Below are 17111 nucleotides of genomic sequence, written 5' to 3'. Positions count from 1 at the left end.
GTCGGACGGCTCGTGCGCGGCTCTTCGGGTCTCTGCCAAGACCACCCGGAGGGCCGCTTTTTTTGCAGTTCAGACGGCACTTGGACATGCCGAATAAGCGCTTCCTTGGCCCGGGAGGACCGCGGAGCAACTGAGTCCGACGTTATTCACAGTAGAGTTGTGAGTCAACACCTACATTGCGATTCCACTGTTTGGCGGTGGACATTCGCAATCCGACTGATGTTGTGAGATGGTGACCGCGCTGACATCACGAGGAGGAGGAACACATGCCGTACGGCCTGGTAGTTCGCTTCACCGCACGAGACGCGGCGGCAGCCGCTGCGTTCGACCAGCTGGCCGTCGAAACCCTGGAGGGGATCGAGGCCGCTGAACCCGGAACGCTGGTGTACGTCAACCACACGCCGGTCGACGAGCCGGCCGTGCGCGTCTTCTACGAGCTGTACGAGGACCGCGATGCGTTCCTTCGGCACGAGGAACAGCCGCACGTGAAGCGGTTCCTGGCCGAGCGTGAGCAGTACTTGATCAGCACCGAGGTGACGTTCCTCGACGAGGTGGCCGGCAAGCGGCCTGCATCTGCACGGGAGAGGTAGTGACGGACGATCAGCAGCGGGCCTTCGGTCGGCGCGTCAAGGAGTTCCGCAGAGCAGCGGGCCTTGGGCAGCCAGACCTGGCCGCGCGTCTCGGCAAGTCCGCGAGCTGGATGTCCCAGGTAGAGCGCGGGCTGATCCCCGTGCGCAATCTGGACATACTGCGCGGCCTTGCCTATGAGCTCGGCGTGGCCCTCCATAAGCTCGAGCCGTCCCTGCCGACGGCCGGGCCGGAGGAACAGCCGGAGCCGGCACCTGTCAATTACCTGGACGGGGCGCGGCTGCTGATCTCTGGCCACCCAGCCTTGGACGTGCTGCTACCCAGCGCGGAACGAACCGACGAGCAGCCCGTATCCGTCGCTGACCTCGCCAGGCGCGTCGACACCGCTTGGGCTTTGGCCCATCGATCCGAGTTCGCCGAACTCACCGCTGAACTGCGGACGTTGGTGCCCGCCCTCGAGCGTGCGGTCAGGATCTCCGACGGTGACGAGCGGACAGCGGGCCTCCGCCTTCTGGCCCGCACCTACCAGGCGCTGTCGGCGTCGTTCGTCCGCCAAGACGAGGCCGATGCCGCCTGGGTCGCCGCAGACAGAGCGATCGGGGCTGCCGAGGCCTCCGGCCAACCGCTCGAGGTCTGCGCAGGGATGTTCCGTCTCGCGCACGCCTTCGTCCGACTCAAGCGCCTTGACCAGGGAGAGCACGCCGCACGGACTGCGCTCCAGACGCTCCGCGATCACCTGGGCGACCGGTCGCCGAGCCCGGAGGAGAGCTCGATCATCGGGTCGCTGCAGCTGGTACTGGCGCTGGTCCACTCCCGGGCAGGACGACGCGCTGACGCGAAGGCCGACATTGAGGCCGCCAGAAAGGTTGCCCAGGCAATGGGCGCCGATCGCAACGACTACGACCTCGAGTTCGGCCCGACCAACGTTGAGATCCAGGCGGTCGCCACCAACGTTGAGCTCGGCGACGCCGGCGAAGCAATCGACATCGGGGAGGCACTCGACGCCTCCGACCTGTCACCCGAGCGACAGGCACGGCTTCTGATGGACCTGGGCCGGGCCTATGTCCAGCGCCGACAGACAGGTGAGGCCCTAGAGTGCCTGCTTCGCGCAGAGGAACTGGCCCCCGAAATGCTTCGCTCGCACACGGCAGCACGGGCGGCGATCCGGGAGCTCGTCCTGATCAGCGGCGACTCGGCACCTCCGGAGTTGCTCGAGCTCGCTGACCGAGCAGACGCCCGAGATTCCTGATCAACAGCCGCGAGCCCGAGAAGGGAGGCACCCACATGTCGTCTGACCGCACCAAAGCGGAGGCTGAAGGCGCCGCTCATCAAACTGACGTGGTCTACGTGGTCGGTAGCCCAGACTCACCGCTGGTGAAGATCGGCCGTACTGGAAAGATCACCCAGCGACTGGCACAGCTGCAGCGGATGTCGCCCGTGCCCCTGGATGTCTTGTGCACTATCCCCGGCGGTGTGGTGCTCGAGGCGGCACTTCACAGACGGTTCGCATCACAGCGCCGTCATGGAGAGTGGTTCGAGCTCGGCCATGATTCGGCTGACGCAGTCCGCTCCGCGGTCATTGGCTTGGGCATCGTTCCAGCGCCACGGCCAGTGCAGCCCTCGCAGCCACGGAGAGAGCGAGAGCTATCTGCCCACTTCCTCGTCCCACGTGTCGCGCCGAAGACACTGAATAAATGGGCTGTGCCGCGCGACCCGGAGGAGCGGGTCGTGCAGGAGTGGCTGGACAGCAAGACGGAGTCGCTCCACTGCAGTAACTGCAGGTGTCCCCTCGGGATCCACTCGCCCGTGCGACCTCACATGTGCGAGCAGACGCTTCCCTATGACGACTGGTGCCTGTGCACGGGATACGAGGGCGATCTACCTTCCCCGCTCGAGGGATACGACCTGCCCGGGCAGGGCTGGAGACTTTGGCGTGGCTGACTACCTCGCCTGCGTGAGTCCCGCACCTCCCCCAAGCTTCCGAAGAGGAGAATGTTCACCGTGAGTACCAAGATCCCGCCGTAAATGACCAATGGCCGCCCTGCGGACACAGGAACGGCCATCGAGCGACTCCCCAGCCTGGCAGCAACCGGAGTCGTGGTCAGCGCGGTGACCGCGCCGGGTGCCTCGGACACGAGGCCCGTGTGGTCACCTACCCATCAGAATAGACGGCGTCACCGGGTGAAGCCCAGCACGGGCTCGCTCTGGTGCTCCGCGTCACAGTTGATCAGCTGATCCACGGCTCCCTCATCAAGGGACCGTAAGTGTCAAACCTGGACAGCCCAGTCGCGCATGCAGCCGCGCATGCGCACAGTTCTCACCATCTCCGATCCGGCGATCCCGGCTTGCCCGCATCGGGCTTGCCAGCCCTTCGCGGAGATGGGCAAGCCTGCCCCCTGCTCTTTCCGTGTTCTGGGCAAGCCATTGGGCAAGCCCCGATGAGGAGTGTTTACGGCACAACATCCACTAGGAGGTGTGCCGTGCTGGACCACGGACAGGCGCAGGCGCCACACAACGCAGACATCAACCGCTGCACGCCGAGGTTGGGTAACCTCAGGCGCCGCGTCGCCGCTGACTCTGCGACTGCTCCGTCGCCGGCGGGGACTCTCGCTGGGCACGGCCCCGACATTCCAGTGCGCCCATACGTTGAGGGCATCCGCCCTGCCGTCTACCTCCTGGCAGCAAGGGGTGGGGCGTGAGCATTACTGATCCGAACCTGCTCGATGACGCCTTCGAGGCGGCTCTCGGCCGGCGCGCACCGTTCACGATGGTTGGTGACTGGGTGCTGCTTTGTGGGGCGTCAACCGATGCCAGGACCCTGTACTGGTCTCTGTCCTCGCACATCAACGTGACGCGTGACGATACCGAGGTCTGGCCTGGCCTGGTCACTCTGGCCAGACTCCTGCAGCTAAAGAAGCCCGAGCAGGTGGCGCGCTACATGCTGGAGCTCGAGGCGATCGGCGCTGTCGACGTCATGCGGTCGCAAGTGGGGCTGGTACGTCGGAATCGCTACGTGATTCACCAGACGCCGCCTGCCGGGTACAGCGGGGCGCAGTCTCTGGGGCAGTGGTATGGCCTGAATCGGCCGTCTCAGCAGAGCGGAGAGGCAGAGACCCAGGAGCAGCGCAAGCAGCGGGAGGCGCAGTTCGATGCATGGCTCGAGGCGGTGCGTGTGGGGTTGAAGGCGCACTGCGAGCGGGTCTCGGAGGAGCGCAAACAGGCCCGCAAGGCGCGCCTGCCCGAACCTCCCGTCGTTCTGTTCCATCCGCCACGGATCGAAGACTTCCGTACCCCTCTTTGCGGGGGTACGGCGCGACCTGTGGAAATGCTTGAGTCCTGTGCTCACGAAACAAAGACCGCAGGTCAGCCCGGCCCCCCTTCCACGGGGGTACGTACCCCCGTGGAAGGGGGGCCCGTACCCCCGTGGAAGGGGGTTGAACAAGACCAAGAGAAACAAAACCAAGAACAACAAGACGACCGAGCGCCTGCGGCGCGTCGCGCCGCTGACGGCCGGAGGCCTCCTACAGGTAGTAGCGCGCGCGGGACGGGCGGCAATGCCGCGCCCGGCGGCGCCAAGGCGCCGAAGAAGTCGTCTGGCTCTGGGGTGAAGAGCAAGGCCGCGGTCCGGATGACAGCCGAGCAGGCAGCTGCAGTACGCACGGTGGAGGCTGCGTTTCCCGCTGAGTTGCGTTCAGCGTTGCCGCAGTACCGGCCACCGGTGCTGCGTGACGCAATCCTCGACGGTCTCAGGTGGCGCTCTGCCGCTCAGCTCGCCGAACGGGTCGACCGGCGCTGGTTCGCTTGGGGCTTCGCGAGGAAGGCCGACAAGGCCGCTGGCGGTGAGGGCCTGTCCAGCCCCGTCGGCGTCGCTGTGAAGCTGGTCGGGGACGGAGACTGTCGCGCCGCTCGGTGTGAAGACGGAATCGACATTGACACCGGCCTAGCCTGCCCGCGCTGTGAGGAACGCCTCGCGGAGCGCAAACACCGCCGAACTGTCCGCCGCATCGCTGACGTCCCTCGTCAGCACCCTGTACACCAAGAGCTGCCGATCCCGGTGGCGGCGCACTGCGAGGACTGTGGTGTCGGCATGATCTGGGACACCGAGGACGGGCTTTGCGCTCCGTGCCGAACTCTTCAGGGCGAACCTTCCCTGGGCGGCCCCGCCACGCAGCCGCTGGCCAGCGCGACCTGCGAGGGGCTGGACGGAACAGCCTGCGGTCGTCCGCCCGTTGTTGATGGACTGTGCCGCCGATGCCTGGCCGCACACCTGCAGCGTGAGCCGGCGGAGGCCTGATTCCGATGTCAGCGGCACGCCCCACGTTCGACCACAAAAACTCCGAGGACGGGAACCGAGCAATGCCGAGCTACGACGTCGTTCACGACCCGGCCGCGGTCATGATCCATCACAAGGTCATCACTAGTCGCCAGCTGTCCGCCCAGGACCTGGGTGTCTACGTGCGTTTCGGCTATGCCGCCACAATGTGGCACACCCCTGATCTCGACCTGCTGGTAAGCGAGTTCAAGATGCCGCGGGAAGAGACCGAGGCCGCCCTGCAGCGCCTCGTGGCCCTGGAGCTGCTGGACGAGATGCCGGAGAGGAACCAGCGATGAACGCCAAGACCTACACCGAGGGTCTGGCTGAGCTGCGCGAGGTACGGGACGAGATCAAGCCGCTTGAGCGGCAGCTCGCGAAGGTCCAGGCGGAGCTCGACAAGCTGCAGGCCAGGCGGGACCAGAAGATCGTGGAGTTGGGGGTGTTCGAGAAGGCCAGGGCCGATCGTCTCGCGACGTCCGCAGGCGTTTCGGTGATCGACGTCGTCGCCCTGGTGCCCTCTCTCGGGCCTCAGGAGCCCGAGAGCGCGCCTACGGGGGCCGCGCCGACCGATTCTGCCGCCGGTGATCACCCGGAGCCGCAGGCGCCCGCACAGGCGATCAAGGAACCGGCTGGTGCCCCGGCGCCCGATCTGCAGCGCCAGGACCCGGAGAGCGGTGACCGCGCGGCGGCGCTCAACCGACTGCGAGTGGCAGCCGCCGACGGCGCTTTCGACCTGGAAGTGCTCGACGAGCCCGCTGCGGCTCCCGTCCCCGCCCCGGCTCCGGCGCCCGTGCCGACCGGGGAGCAGGAGCGGATGCTGCCGTCGATTCCCGAGGGGGCGGCTGGTGACCGCTGGATCTACGCCGAGCCGAACCTGACTTCGAAGAGGCCCAACTTCAAGCAGGCCACGCGGCAGATGGCCTTCCTGGACACCGCGACCGGCGTGCTCGTGTGGCAGGCCGGCACGGTCACCCTGGACCTGGGGCGCGCGAGTGTCGCGGAGATCCTCACGGCCGTGTACGCGACGGTTCCGGCGGATGTGGAGCGCATCTACATCACGGCTGGCGACCCGTGGCACCAGAACGCCGGGCGCCACCCGTGGCTCAAGGACGCCGTGGCCGAGTGGCTGAACGGACCGCTGCCGGACGGCTGGCAGGTCGAGTCCTCGCGAGGCAAGGACCGGCAGGCCGGGCACCTGGTCCACCCCCGCAACCCGGTGGGCCGCTGGCAGCGCGGCAAGGACCAGCACACCGAAATCCGCAGCGTGGGCGAGTGGTTCGACCCGGCCGGCGCCGACCCGGCCACCGTCCGCGCCGCCTTCGTCGAACTGTGGAAAGCGCTGCGCCGACACTGGGACGACGTCGTGCTGATGGGCTCGCCATCACAGACTGGCCGAGACCTGTGGTCGCGGACCATCCCCGCCAAGGCCGGCGCGAAGTGGGCGGACGGCTACCCGGTCATGTCGCAGGAGATCCGCGGCCTGCTGCACGCCACCGCCGGCCAGGGCCGAACCGAACTGATCACCCCGCCGCGCGTGCCGGAGCGGGTGCCCGGCTGGTACGAGGCCGACCGCACCTTCGCCTACGCCAAGCACACCTGGACTTCCGGCGTCGGCGTGCCGCAACGGGTGACGGCGGCCGCGTTCGCGGCCATGAGCGAGAAGGAGCAGGCCGACGCGCTGTTCTCCCCGAGCCACTGGCAGGTGCGGGTGACCATCCCGAGGGACTGGGACCACGTGGGTCTGCTGCCGGCACCGGCCCCTGGTGAGCGGGCCTGGCACTACCCGTACGAGGGCGGCCGGACCTTCGTCACCTGGGCGGGCGGTGCCGAGGTCAACCTGGCGCTGCGTAACCCGCTCCAACCGTGGCGGATCGAGATCCTGGACGGTCTGGTGTGGGAGAAGGGCGACCCGCTCAAGGAGTGGTCGAACAAGCTGAAGGACGCGTGGCGTTCGCTGCGCGCCGTGGGCGAGGTCCACGGGGATGAGCAGCAGCGGCAGGCCGCGCGGCTGGCTTCCCGCGCGGTCCGCAGCATCCTGCTGTACGGGATCGGCACGTTCGCGCAGCGGCCGCGGATCACCACCGGCTCGCTCGAGCTCGGCGCCGGCGGAGAGGTCCCCGAGATCCCGGACGGCGCCCGGCTGACCGGCCTGACGGACACGCACGTCACCTGGGAGCGCAACGGCGGCTTCGCCCGCGACCCGTACGCGCACCCGGAGTGGGCGGCCGGCGTGTGGTCGGCGGCCCGGGCCGCGCTGCTGTCCGGCCCGACTGGCACGAAGGACCCGGAGACGGGCAAGCCGGCCCGCGCCGGTGCGCTGCACCTGCCGGCAGGGTCGATCCTCGCGTTCCGCACCGACGCCATTTACAGCTCGGTGCGACCGGATTGGCCCTACAGCGGTGAGCCGGGTGACTACCTGCTCAAGGGCGCGATGTCCTGGGAGCAGACCACGCCCACGACCGATGAGGAGTTCTACGTGCTGCAGGCCCTCGGCCGGCAGGCCCTGGAGGCGGAGGAGCTGTGAACGCTGAGGTGGCATGGGGCGGCAGGTGGGAGCACCCGGAGTGCGGGGAGTCCGGCGAGGCGGTGTGGGACGACGAGGACACCGCGTCGTCCGGGCACGACTGCGACCGCAATGGAGAGGTGACCTGGAGCGCCGAATGGGAGTGCCACGGCTGCGGCGCCGGCGGTGACGACCAGTTCGACGACGACACCACGACGTACGCCGATCACGAGTGCGCCGAGGACGAAGGCGACGATGAGGGGGTGGCCGCGTGACGCCGCGCAGGAGGCGGGCACCAGGCCGCGGCCGCCGTGCCCAGCGCAATGAGGCCGCGCGGCTCACCGACCAGCTGATCGCCGAGGGCTTCAGCAAGAAACAGGTCGGCGAGATCCTCGGCCGCAACCCGAGCCTGGTCAGCCAGTTCTTCACCAGGAACAAGGGCGCCAGCTTCGTGGAGGCCCTGCGGGCCGTTGTTCAGGAGGTCCAGGCCGGCGGCCCGCGCGACATGGAGAGTCTGAAGGCCCTGGCAGCGGGACATGTGCGACCGCGCCTGAACCGCGAGGGCTACAAGGCCCGGGTCCGCGGCAAGAACCACGGCCGGGCGGAGAAGGTCGTGAAGGACGAGAAGGGCCGCCCCGTGATCGGCCCCGACGGGAAGCCGGTGAAGGCCTGGAGTTCGTCCCTGGCCAAGGCCGGTAGGCAGCACATCGCCTCCGGCGCCTCCCGACTGCGGCCGGTGGTGGAAGAAGCGGCCAGGAACCACGGAAAGATCGCTTTTACCGTGCGGGCGAAGAAGAGGGCGTTCACACACGACGCCGGCCGTCTGGCCGACTCCCCCGGGGTCCGACGCAATGTCGTCCAGCGCCCCGACAGCACCGAGGAAAGAGCCTATGGCCAGAACGTGGGCGGTCCCGGCTCCGGAGAACAGGGCTTCGACGCCGTCCAGTTCAAGGCCATGGTCGATGCCGCTGGCGGCGACGTCGCCGCCGCGGTGCGCAACTGGCTCGTCATGACCGGACGCCTCGACCCCGACGCCCCCATCGTCGGCCTGGAGATCCGCGCTTGGAAGACGAACCGTTAGACCGACGCTGACCGCCGCGGGTACCTCGCGGCGGCCGCGTTCACAGTGCGGTCCGCCGCATCCGCGTCTGGTGGCCCAGGGAGTTGAGCACCTGGAGATGGCCCCGGCAGACGGTTGTCTGCCGGGGCCATCTCCGTCACCCGAACACAGAAATGCATTCTCTTGCTATGCATACGTGAACTATGCATAATGGAGATATGCGGAGCGGTTCCGCGCAACCCCGTAGGAGGGCACGTGGCCATCAGTACCCGGACCGAGAACGACGACCTGGACCCGAACAAGCACGTCGTCCTCCCCGCCGCTGGCGGCACCGACGTCCTCGGCGTCGTCTTCGACGAGCAGGGCGCCATCCCCTCCCGCGGCCGCTTTGCCGCATGGTCCCCGAAGGCCGGCACTCGCAACGGCGTCGTCGGGTTCTTCAACACCCTGGCGGAGGCCACCGACGCGATCGGCGCGCTGTACGACGCCCCGGCTCAGTCCGCCGAGCCGGAAGAGCCGTCCGAGGCCGCCGCCCCGAGCTGGCAGACCCTCAAGGGCGTCACCGCCCCCTTCGCCGTGTACGTCAAGCAGCCCGACGGCCGCATCTGGCCCGCCGGCGACCGGCGCACCCCCACCGGCCACCCCGTCACCGTCGTCCGACTGGAGATGCGCCACGGCCTCCGCTACGGCCAGACCGCCGATGGCCGCGAGATCAGCTTCTCCGGCGTCGCGACCAAGTGCTGGGTCCTGGCCGACCCGCCCGCCTGACTCACCCCAGCGGGCGGCCCGGGCGGGTCGCCCGCCCAAACTGCAGGGAGCACCCCCTTCATGACGAGCACCCCACCCTCCCCCGAAATCGCCTACGCCACAGCGCCGCCGCTGCACCTGGAAGCAGACGAGCTGACGCGGCTGCGGCGAGCCCAGGCGATCGGCGATCGCGAGTGGCTGCTGCGGTACGCCGCGCTGTCCGACCGGCAGACCCTGGGCGCCGACCCCGCCGACGGAAAGGCCCAGACGGCCGCCCTGCGGCCCATTGAGAAGCTCATCACCTTCGACACCGAGCATGGCACCCCGGCCGGGCCGGTCGCCCCCGATGACGCCCAGTGGGCCGACTTCCCCCGCGGATACGTCCGCCAGGAGTACCTGGCCTGGCAGGACGCAAACGACGCCGACATCGCGCAGATGCTCCCGAGCCGCGGTTCGGACGGAGAGCTGTACGAGGACGGACGCCTGCTCTGACAATCCCGGCCGCCGCCCCGCCAACGGCATGCAGTCCGCAAAGCCTTGGGGGGAGCTGGACGGCGACCACCCCCACCTGGAAGCCTCATCCAACGCTCAGAGAGTGAGAGACACCAAGATGATGAAGCCCCTGCGGGAGCACCAGGCCGAGGCCGTCGTCGCCGCAGTGAGCGAGCTCGAGCTGCCGGCGGGCGCACCGCTGCCGCCGACGGGTCTGCGCACCCAGGTCATCATGGCCACCGGCAGCGGTAAGACCCTCGTGGCCGTCCACACCTCCGAAGAGCTTACCGCCGACCGCGTCCTGGTCCTCGTCCCCTCCCTGGACCTTCTCGACCAGACCGCCCGGGCCTGGCGCGAGGGCGGCCGACCGGGCGCCTTCTTCGGCGTCTCCTCCCTCAAGTCCGAAGAAGTCGGCTTCCCCAACACCACCGACCCGAACGAGCTGGTGAACCTCACCCGCGGCCCGGGCCGCATCACAGTCTTCGCGACCTACGCCTCACTCGGCCTGGGCTTCCTGGAAGCCGCACACGCCGCGGGCCTCCCCCACTGGAACCTGATCATCGTGGACGAGGCCCACCGCACCAGCGGCCGGGCCGGAAAGCCCTGGGCCGTCGTCCACGACAACACCCGCATCCCCGCCGAGCGGCGCCTCTACATGACCGCTACTCCCAGGGTGTGGCAGGCCGGTGAGGTCGATGAGGACGAGCCCGGCCGCCGCGGCCCGGGCGAGTTGGTGGCCTCGATGCTGGACGACCCCGACGGAGTCTTCGGCAGCGTGGCGTACTTCCTGTCGCTGGAGGAGGCGATCGAGCGGGGCATCGTCGCCCCGTACCAGGTGCTGGTGGTCGATGTGCAGGACCCGGCGCTGAACAGCGCGCTGCGCACCGCCGGCGACGGCTCGGAACAGGTCCGCGGCAAGCGCCTGGGAGCGCTGCATGCCGCGACGCTGAAGGTGTCGGCGAAGGAAGAGCTGCGCCGCGTGCTCTCCTTCCATCAGAGGGTGGCCGAGGCCGAGGCCTTCGCCCTGGGCCTGCCCGGGAAGGCCGGTGAGCTGCACGCGAAGGACCCCGACCTGTACCCGGCCGAGGATGAGGTGTGGGCCGAGTGGCTGCACGGCGAGCACAAGCCGGCCCACCGACGGGGCGTCCTGGGGCAGTTCGCCGCCGGAGCGACGGACGCCGGCACCGAGACGGCGCTGTCGCTGGTCGCGTCCGTGAAGGTCCTCGGCGAGGGCGTCGACACCCGAGAATGCGACGCCGTCGTCTTCGCCGACGTCCGCGGCTCCATGCCCGACCTGGTCCAGGCCGTCGGCCGCGCGCTGCGCATGCACCCCGGCGAGGGCAAGATGGCCACCCTGGTCGTGCCCGCGTTCCTCGCTCCCGGCGAGACCCCGGACGCCATGCTCACCTCCCCCGCCTACACCGGACTGGCCAAGCTGCTGACCGCGCTGCGCGCTCACGACGCCCGGATCGAGAAGCTCACCGAGCCCAGCCGCTCCAGCGCCCGCGTACCCGAACCGCGCGAGGAACCCGCCGACATCGGCGAGGACCTGGACCAGGACGACGACGAGGACAGCGCCCCGGTCAGCCGGCCCGCGAAGGAGCTGCTGAGGTTCTCCGCCCCGCGCGACGCGCGCAAGCTGGCCGCCTTCATCGAGCTGCGCGTCCTCAACCCGGAGCGCGTGCACTGGCGGCGCGGCATCCAGGCCGCCCAGCGCTACGCCGCCGAGCACCAGGACCTGCGCGTGCCCTACGGCTACCGCACCCCCGCCGAGTGGAGCCCGGCCGACTTCCCGCTCGGCGTGTGGGTCACCGACTGCCGCCGGCACTACAACGCCGGCCGCCTCGACGCCGAGCGCACCGCGCAGCTGGAGAAGCTGGGCATGGTGTGGTCCTCGTTCGACGCCGGCTTCGAGGAAGGCCTGTCCGCGGCCGCCGGCTGGGCGGCCGCGCACGAAGTCGGCCTGGCCGCGCCGGTCGACGCCGCCCATGGCGAGTACCCGGTGGGCCGCTGGCTGAAGAACCAGCGGGCGGCCGCCCGCAAGGCCGCCGAGCTCGAGCGCTGCCGCGCTGCGGGCCTGCCTGCACCGGACGGCGGCACGGCTCCCCTGTCGGACGAGCGCCGGCAGGCCCTGGAGGAGATCGACCCCGGCTGGTGCCCGAACTGGGGCATCGACTGGCAGCGCCTCTTCCGTCTCGCTTGGAACCACACCAAGGCTGGCAACACGCTGCCGGACAAAGCCGGCCTGGTCGTTGCGGATGGCGAAGACCTGGGCAAGTGGGCCGCCGCCCAGCGCGCCGGCTTCGCCAAGCTGACCGCGACCCAGCAGTGGATGCTCACCAGCGTGCTGGGCATCACCGCGACGCCGGCCAAGCGCACACGGGCCGAGATGTGGGCCCAGAACCTGGCTGCCGCCCGGCAGTACCACGAGCGCGAGGGGCACCTGGAAGTGCCGCGCAGCCACACCGAGCAGGTCGGCGACCAAACCGTGCGGCTCGGCGCATGGATCAGCCAGCAGCGCGTGAAAGCCGCGAAGCTAAGGCCTGATCGCGCGGAGGAACTGTCAGCGCTCGGAATGCGGTGGCGTGAAGGGATTTGAGACCGGGCGGAGCGGACAGTCGCTTCGAGGCAGCGCAGACGCTTGAGGCAAGTGCCCGGCAAATCACTGCGAAAAGCGTGGAGCTTCAACAGGCCGTGGACACCGACCTCCAAGAACGTCGGCAGCAAACGAACGAAGCCATCCTGCTCTTCTCCCAGTACGCGCAGCGCCTGTACGGAGAGGGCCGCGAAGCCTACCTCGCCATCGAAGCAGGCCGCAGCAGCCTAAGCATCACCCCTCGCATCGACAGCGATGACAGCCGTGGCATCAACAACATGGTCATCTTCTGCTTCGCCCTGACCCTGGCCGTCCTTGCCCACCGTCACGGCCGCGGCCCTGACTTCCTCATCCACGACAGTCACCTCTACGACGGTGTCGACGAGCGCCAGATCGCCAAAGCATTTGCCCTCGCTGTCGAAGTAACCGAAGAAGAACGCATGCAGTACATCGTCACTATCAACACGGACATCCTTGGCGTAGCTGCCCAACGCGGATTCGACCCCGAGCCCTACATCCGTAGTCCCCGCCTCACCGACCACGAAGACGGCGGCCTCTTCGGCTTCCGATTCAAAGCCGTCGGCAAGGCGTAGCACCCTCTTCGCAGACGCCTCGGCCGCATACCCGGCGGTTGGCTGATCACCATCTCCCGCTCCCCACGCACCAGCAGCCCGGATCGATGGTCAACGACTGAGTAGGGCTGCGGCTTGGCCGGCAAAGCGTTAGAGGTGGCCTGCAGGAGTCTTCGCGGGAAGTCGTGCGGAGAAGGCGCTAAGGGGCCAGCTGAAGCTCAGTCACGCCGCATCACCCGTATGCCGCACTCAACGCCTCTTCCCGAGCAGGTAGATCGGCTGTGCGCCGCTCTGGCGGCCCGGAAGGGGCCTCGACGTCACGCCATACCGGCAACTTCGAGATCGGCCGCCTACGGCACCATTCTGCGGGTCGCTTTTCAGTAAGTTCGAGCAAGATTCCCGATTTTGCCCCGCTGCTGTCCTGTCTCACCGAAGGTTGACCGTTCTCACTGAAGGTTGAGCGACGGGCTTAGCGCCGCTTACCGAGTCCGGGAAGCCCACCGGGCACTGTGCGAACACTGTTCGACGATCCGTCGGTGGCGTGCTGCAGGGTTGCAGGAACAGGGGGCTTCTGCGCAGTTCTGAGCGGCGGCAGCAGAAGAGGTTCACCGCCCTGCGGAGGTGCCACGACGTCCCCTGAGGCTGAGCAGGCAGCGAGCTCCCCTGGTACCTGATGAGAGTAGAGGCGGCCCGTTCGGGTGTTGACCTTCGTCGTTGCGCCACAGTTGCCACATTGGTGTCGGATTGCGTCCGGGTTTCGCACGCTGCCCCCTCCGAGCGGCCACTGCCGCCAGACCTTCTTCGACTGGCTCCCATCGTGGCCCCCGAGCTCCGCCAGCGGTAGGGGCATCGCGATTTCGACCGCTCAACCTTCGGTGAGAACGGTCAACCTTCGATGAGGCAGGTCAGCTGCGGCTGTCCCGTGTCTCACCGAAGTTGACGTCGACGGCATGGAGAGCCCCTCCTTCCACGCCTCGGCTGGCCGGAGCTGGTGTGGGACGCGGGCTGGGGAAGCACCTAGCTCCTCATCGTTCGCGATGCGACCGCTGGGGCCTGGCGGATGTAGTCGAGCTACTCCCCCGGACCGCCCGTGATGACCGCGCCGTGAACGACATTGACGGCATGACGGGCGAGGCCGCCATCATCGCCAAGACGTTCGCCACGGCACTCGAGTCTGCGAAGCAGGCCACCGTCGAAGCGCTGCCTCCCGCAGAGATGGTCGCCTGACTTCCACCATGGGGCGGGAATAGAAAATCTTGCTCGAAACTACCCAAAGGCGACTCCGCAGAATGGTGCCGTACGTGGCAGATCTCGAAGGCGCTGGTATGGCGCGACATCGAAGCTGCTCCCAGGCCGTCAGAGCGGCGCACAGCCGATATAGGCCCCTCTCGAACAGGCGTTGAGCGCGGCAAACGGGTGACGCGGGGACTTGTGACTGAGCGCCGTAGATGGCCTGTGAGCGTTCTAGTTGGCCCGGGTGAGCGCAGGAGGTGGCCCGCAGAGGGTTGGCCGGTTGCGGTGCCGGCACCCCGGGCGCTGGAACGCGCCCGCCTCCTGCGAGCATGCCGTCTCTATGGGTTGCTTGCAGGGGGAGGTGGGGCCGTGGAAAAGCTGGTAGCGGAAGCCGTCACGGAGACACTTCGCGGCGGGGGCAGCGAGTCGGTCCATCTGTACGTAGCCGCCTGCGCCGAACGTATGGCGCCACTGTTTGTGGGCCTGCAGACTGGCGCAGCAGGCCGGGAAAGCAGACCTGGACTTCTACGTGGAGTCCGTGCGCGACCTCTGGCATGCCGACCGCCCGCTCTCCGGCGCCGCCGAGCGCATACGCGTGCTGGAGCGGTTCCCCGAGCTTCAGCCGCGCGACGAGGAGATCACTGACGTCGCCGGCACCTACACCTTCTTCGCCGCCCTCGTCCTGCGGTACGCCCTGCTGGCCAACGGCTCCGGGAGCGCCGATGACGCGGTGTCCTGCGGCTGCGGCCATGTGGCGCTCACCGCGATGGGGATGCTGGACCAGAACGTGGCAGGCGCCGACTTCCGCACTCAGGAGCAGCGGCTCCAGTTTCTCTCGGTATCCGGTGATGCCGCGGGGCTGTGGGGGGCAAGCGTCGAGGCGGGGCGGGAACGGTGCCGTACCGTGCTGGGCCGTGCCGCAGGCAGCTCGGGCTGAGGCCTTGTCGTACCCCACTCTTATGCTCGCTCGATGACGTCTTACGAAGGCACCCACCCCACCGTTCTCGCCCGGTTGGGCGACCGGCACGCACAGATCGACGAGCAACTCGCACCCACGATCCAGGCGATCTGGGAGTGCGGGTTCGACACCTTCACCTGCTGCCAGGACGTCGGCGAAAGCAACGCGGACTGGCCGGAGACGCTGCCGCACATGGCGGAGTGGGTGGAGTCCAGGCGCGGCTGGATGCTCATCGACTTCCCGGTCGACAGCGGCCTCGCCTTCCTCTCGGCCGTGGCGAATGCGGTCCGCGGGACGCGTTCTACGCCCGGATGACGCACTGGGCGGCTCCAGACGCATGGGACGTGACGGTCAAGGCGATGGACGTGGCGATGCTCCAGGAGGAGCTGGCATCGCGGTTTCGCCTGCAGCTGCTCCAGGGGGCTTCCCGGCCTACGACCTTCCAGAACTGACCCGGCGCCTCCGTGAGCACGCCGCGGGCCGCTCGGTACCGCCCGCCCCCGCCGACTGGAGCACCGTCGGCCGCTAAGCCCCCGCGTCGGCCTCGTAGGCATGTGCGGCATCCGCAGGCGGCAATAGCGCTGAACTGGCCTATCGGGCCGCTCAGTGCGACAGGACACGGGTGGTGATCCGGCGCAGAGTGGCGGGGAGTTGTCCCAGTGTCGGTGCCGTGGCGGGCGGACTGGGGATCACGCCAGGGTGACGTGCATGCCGCCCTCGGACAGGACATCGAGGACCTCGGCGAACAGGTCGGGCGGGTGATGCGGAACACTTCGCCGGGTGATCGTGATGCAGCCCGTCCTGGAGATATACGCACCTGACGGCTTCGACCTCTGGCCTGTCGCCGAGGTCGAGTCGTTTGGCTTTCTGCCTCTCAGTGGTGAGCTCGCACCCGCAGAGGTCGGGTCGGCGGTGATGCGCATCGCCAGCTGCAATGACATCGACCCCGACGGCGACCGCCCGCCTCGTCCGGCCGACGCACTTGACTCGTTCCTTCACGGACTGCTGACGTTCGACAACCTCTTCGCCGCCGGCGGCCTGCGGGTCACCGACAACTCCACAGGCGTCACCTTCCTGCCTGGCTGCTGTGATGGACTGGAGGACTGGCGCGACTGGCACCAGTTCATCGACGACGGCAGCCTGCTCGGTTTCGGCCACGACCCCGTGTCACCGGTTGCGGAGCGCTTCGGCGACACCGTCCGGCTCACTGTCAACGCCGAGCAGAGCGACAGTCCGGTGATCGAGCTGTCCGTCGCCGAGCTCCGCAACCTGCTCGCCGGTGCCGAGCGCGACCTGGCCGACTTTCTAGCGTTGGCAGCCGATTGGGCCTCCAGGCACCTGCCTGGCCACTGCGCTCCCGTCACAGCCGCCCTCGCCCGCGTTGTCGACCTTCCCGCGCCAGCCATACCGCCGGAGGCGTAGGACGGCGGGCCTGGCTTCGCCGGCCAAGGCGGGGCCCTGGATTGTCATGGTGTGCGACGCGGTGAGCATGTTCGCGTGTACCTGCCTGGGCACTTCGACATGTACGCCGACAGCCCCGGTCGCAGACGATCTCTCCGGCGTGATCACCGGAATCGCCGCCGCCTGGGCCAGCCGTTCATCGAGTGCCATGAGCGAGGCGCACAGCCAGACAGATCGAAGCCTCGTGACTCCCGGGGAAGCAACCACACACCGGGACCCAGCCGCACATGCCTACAGAGGAGCGGGGACTGCCTACACATCGCAGAGACAGGACATCTAGGGTCTGTTTCATTAGCGCTGGTCAGAGCCATTCATTGATGACGGCGATCAGCACTGTGGTCTCGTATCGGACGGCGAGTTTGTCGTACCTCGTGGCGACTGCGCGGTGTCTCTTGAGGCGGTTGATGGTTCGCTCAAGGAGCAAGCCGCAGTGCAGACATAGACGAGTCGGGGGCGGGGAATGCCCCTGTTATCGGGGTTGACGGCCTGTTGGCGCTGGTCACGGCCGTCCGTCGTTTGCAGGGCGCGCGGGCTGTGACGGGCGAGGGGGGTGGGCTGGGATGGCAGGAGGAGACACGGCTGTGCC

The 17111-nt window shown here is 68.4% G+C and carries 16 protein-coding genes; all 16 read left to right on the top strand.

Annotated features, from left to right (window positions below; translation table 11 throughout):
• Window positions 1-266: 266 nt before the first annotated feature.
• On the top strand, window positions 267-590 hold the full coding sequence (locus tag AB0M62_RS31725; protein WP_366077803.1) for an antibiotic biosynthesis monooxygenase: 324 nt from the start codon (window positions 267-269) through the stop codon (window positions 588-590).
• A complete protein-coding gene (locus AB0M62_RS31720; RefSeq protein ID WP_366077802.1) occupies window positions 590-1837 on the top strand; it encodes a helix-turn-helix domain-containing protein in 1248 nt (415 codons plus the stop codon). The genes AB0M62_RS31725 and AB0M62_RS31720 overlap by 1 nt, the downstream gene beginning before the upstream one ends.
• A gap of 35 nt (window positions 1838-1872) precedes the next feature.
• On the top strand, window positions 1873-2529 hold the full coding sequence (locus AB0M62_RS31715) for a GIY-YIG nuclease family protein (RefSeq protein WP_366077801.1): 657 nt from the start codon (window positions 1873-1875) through the stop codon (window positions 2527-2529).
• A gap of 754 nt (window positions 2530-3283) precedes the next feature.
• A complete protein-coding gene (locus tag AB0M62_RS31710; RefSeq protein ID WP_366077800.1) occupies window positions 3284-4882 on the top strand; it encodes a hypothetical protein in 1599 nt (532 codons plus the stop codon).
• 62 nt (window positions 4883-4944) lie between these two features.
• Window positions 4945-5199, top strand: coding sequence for a hypothetical protein (locus AB0M62_RS31705; RefSeq protein ID WP_366077799.1), 255 nt, complete (start codon window positions 4945-4947; stop codon window positions 5197-5199).
• Window positions 5196-7427: a Mucin-19 gene (locus AB0M62_RS31700; RefSeq protein ID WP_366077798.1), complete on the top strand. Its 2232-nt coding sequence runs from the start codon at window positions 5196-5198 to the stop codon at window positions 7425-7427. The genes AB0M62_RS31705 and AB0M62_RS31700 overlap by 4 nt, the downstream gene beginning before the upstream one ends.
• Window positions 7424-7681 carry a hypothetical protein gene (locus tag AB0M62_RS31695; protein WP_366077797.1) on the top strand — a complete coding sequence of 86 codons (258 nt, stop codon included), beginning with the start codon at window positions 7424-7426 and terminating at the stop codon, window positions 7679-7681. The genes AB0M62_RS31700 and AB0M62_RS31695 overlap by 4 nt, the downstream gene beginning before the upstream one ends.
• Window positions 7678-8487: a hypothetical protein gene (locus tag AB0M62_RS31690; protein ID WP_366077796.1), complete on the top strand. Its 810-nt coding sequence runs from the start codon at window positions 7678-7680 to the stop codon at window positions 8485-8487. The genes AB0M62_RS31695 and AB0M62_RS31690 overlap by 4 nt, the downstream gene beginning before the upstream one ends.
• Window positions 8488-8721: 234 nt before the next feature.
• A complete protein-coding gene (locus tag AB0M62_RS31685; protein ID WP_366077795.1) occupies window positions 8722-9234 on the top strand; it encodes a hypothetical protein in 513 nt (170 codons plus the stop codon).
• 60 nt (window positions 9235-9294) lie between these two features.
• On the top strand, window positions 9295-9705 hold the full coding sequence (locus tag AB0M62_RS31680) for a hypothetical protein (RefSeq protein ID WP_366077794.1): 411 nt from the start codon (window positions 9295-9297) through the stop codon (window positions 9703-9705).
• A gap of 118 nt (window positions 9706-9823) precedes the next feature.
• A complete protein-coding gene (locus AB0M62_RS31675; protein WP_366077832.1) occupies window positions 9824-12304 on the top strand; it encodes a Helicase associated domain protein in 2481 nt (826 codons plus the stop codon).
• Window positions 12305-12399: 95 nt separating this feature from the next.
• A complete protein-coding gene (locus tag AB0M62_RS31670; protein ID WP_366077792.1) occupies window positions 12400-12894 on the top strand; it encodes a DUF2326 domain-containing protein in 495 nt (164 codons plus the stop codon).
• 1083 nt (window positions 12895-13977) lie between these two features.
• Window positions 13978-14100, top strand: a complete 123-nt coding sequence (locus AB0M62_RS31665) for a hypothetical protein (protein ID WP_366077791.1) — start codon at window positions 13978-13980, stop codon at window positions 14098-14100.
• Between the two features lie 481 nt (window positions 14101-14581).
• The gene (locus AB0M62_RS31660; RefSeq protein WP_366077790.1) at window positions 14582-15043 is read left to right on the top strand and encodes a hypothetical protein; all 462 of its coding nucleotides are present in this window, start codon (window positions 14582-14584) and stop codon (window positions 15041-15043) included.
• Window positions 15044-15076: 33 nt separating this feature from the next.
• Window positions 15077-15379 (top strand): hypothetical protein, encoded by a 303-nt coding sequence (locus tag AB0M62_RS31655; protein ID WP_366077789.1) that lies wholly within the window; start codon window positions 15077-15079, stop codon window positions 15377-15379.
• A gap of 474 nt (window positions 15380-15853) precedes the next feature.
• Window positions 15854-16486, top strand: a complete 633-nt coding sequence (locus tag AB0M62_RS31650; protein ID WP_366077831.1) for a hypothetical protein — start codon at window positions 15854-15856, stop codon at window positions 16484-16486.
• The last annotated feature ends 625 nt before the right edge of the window (window positions 16487-17111 follow it).

Origin of the sequence: Streptomyces sp. NPDC051219 (assembly GCF_040682335.1) — a bacterium.
Classification (GTDB): Bacteria; Actinomycetota; Actinomycetes; order Streptomycetales; family Streptomycetaceae; genus Streptomyces.
The sequence above is the reverse complement of the archived record's forward strand: the minus strand, read 5'-3'. Positions and strand labels throughout refer to the sequence as shown.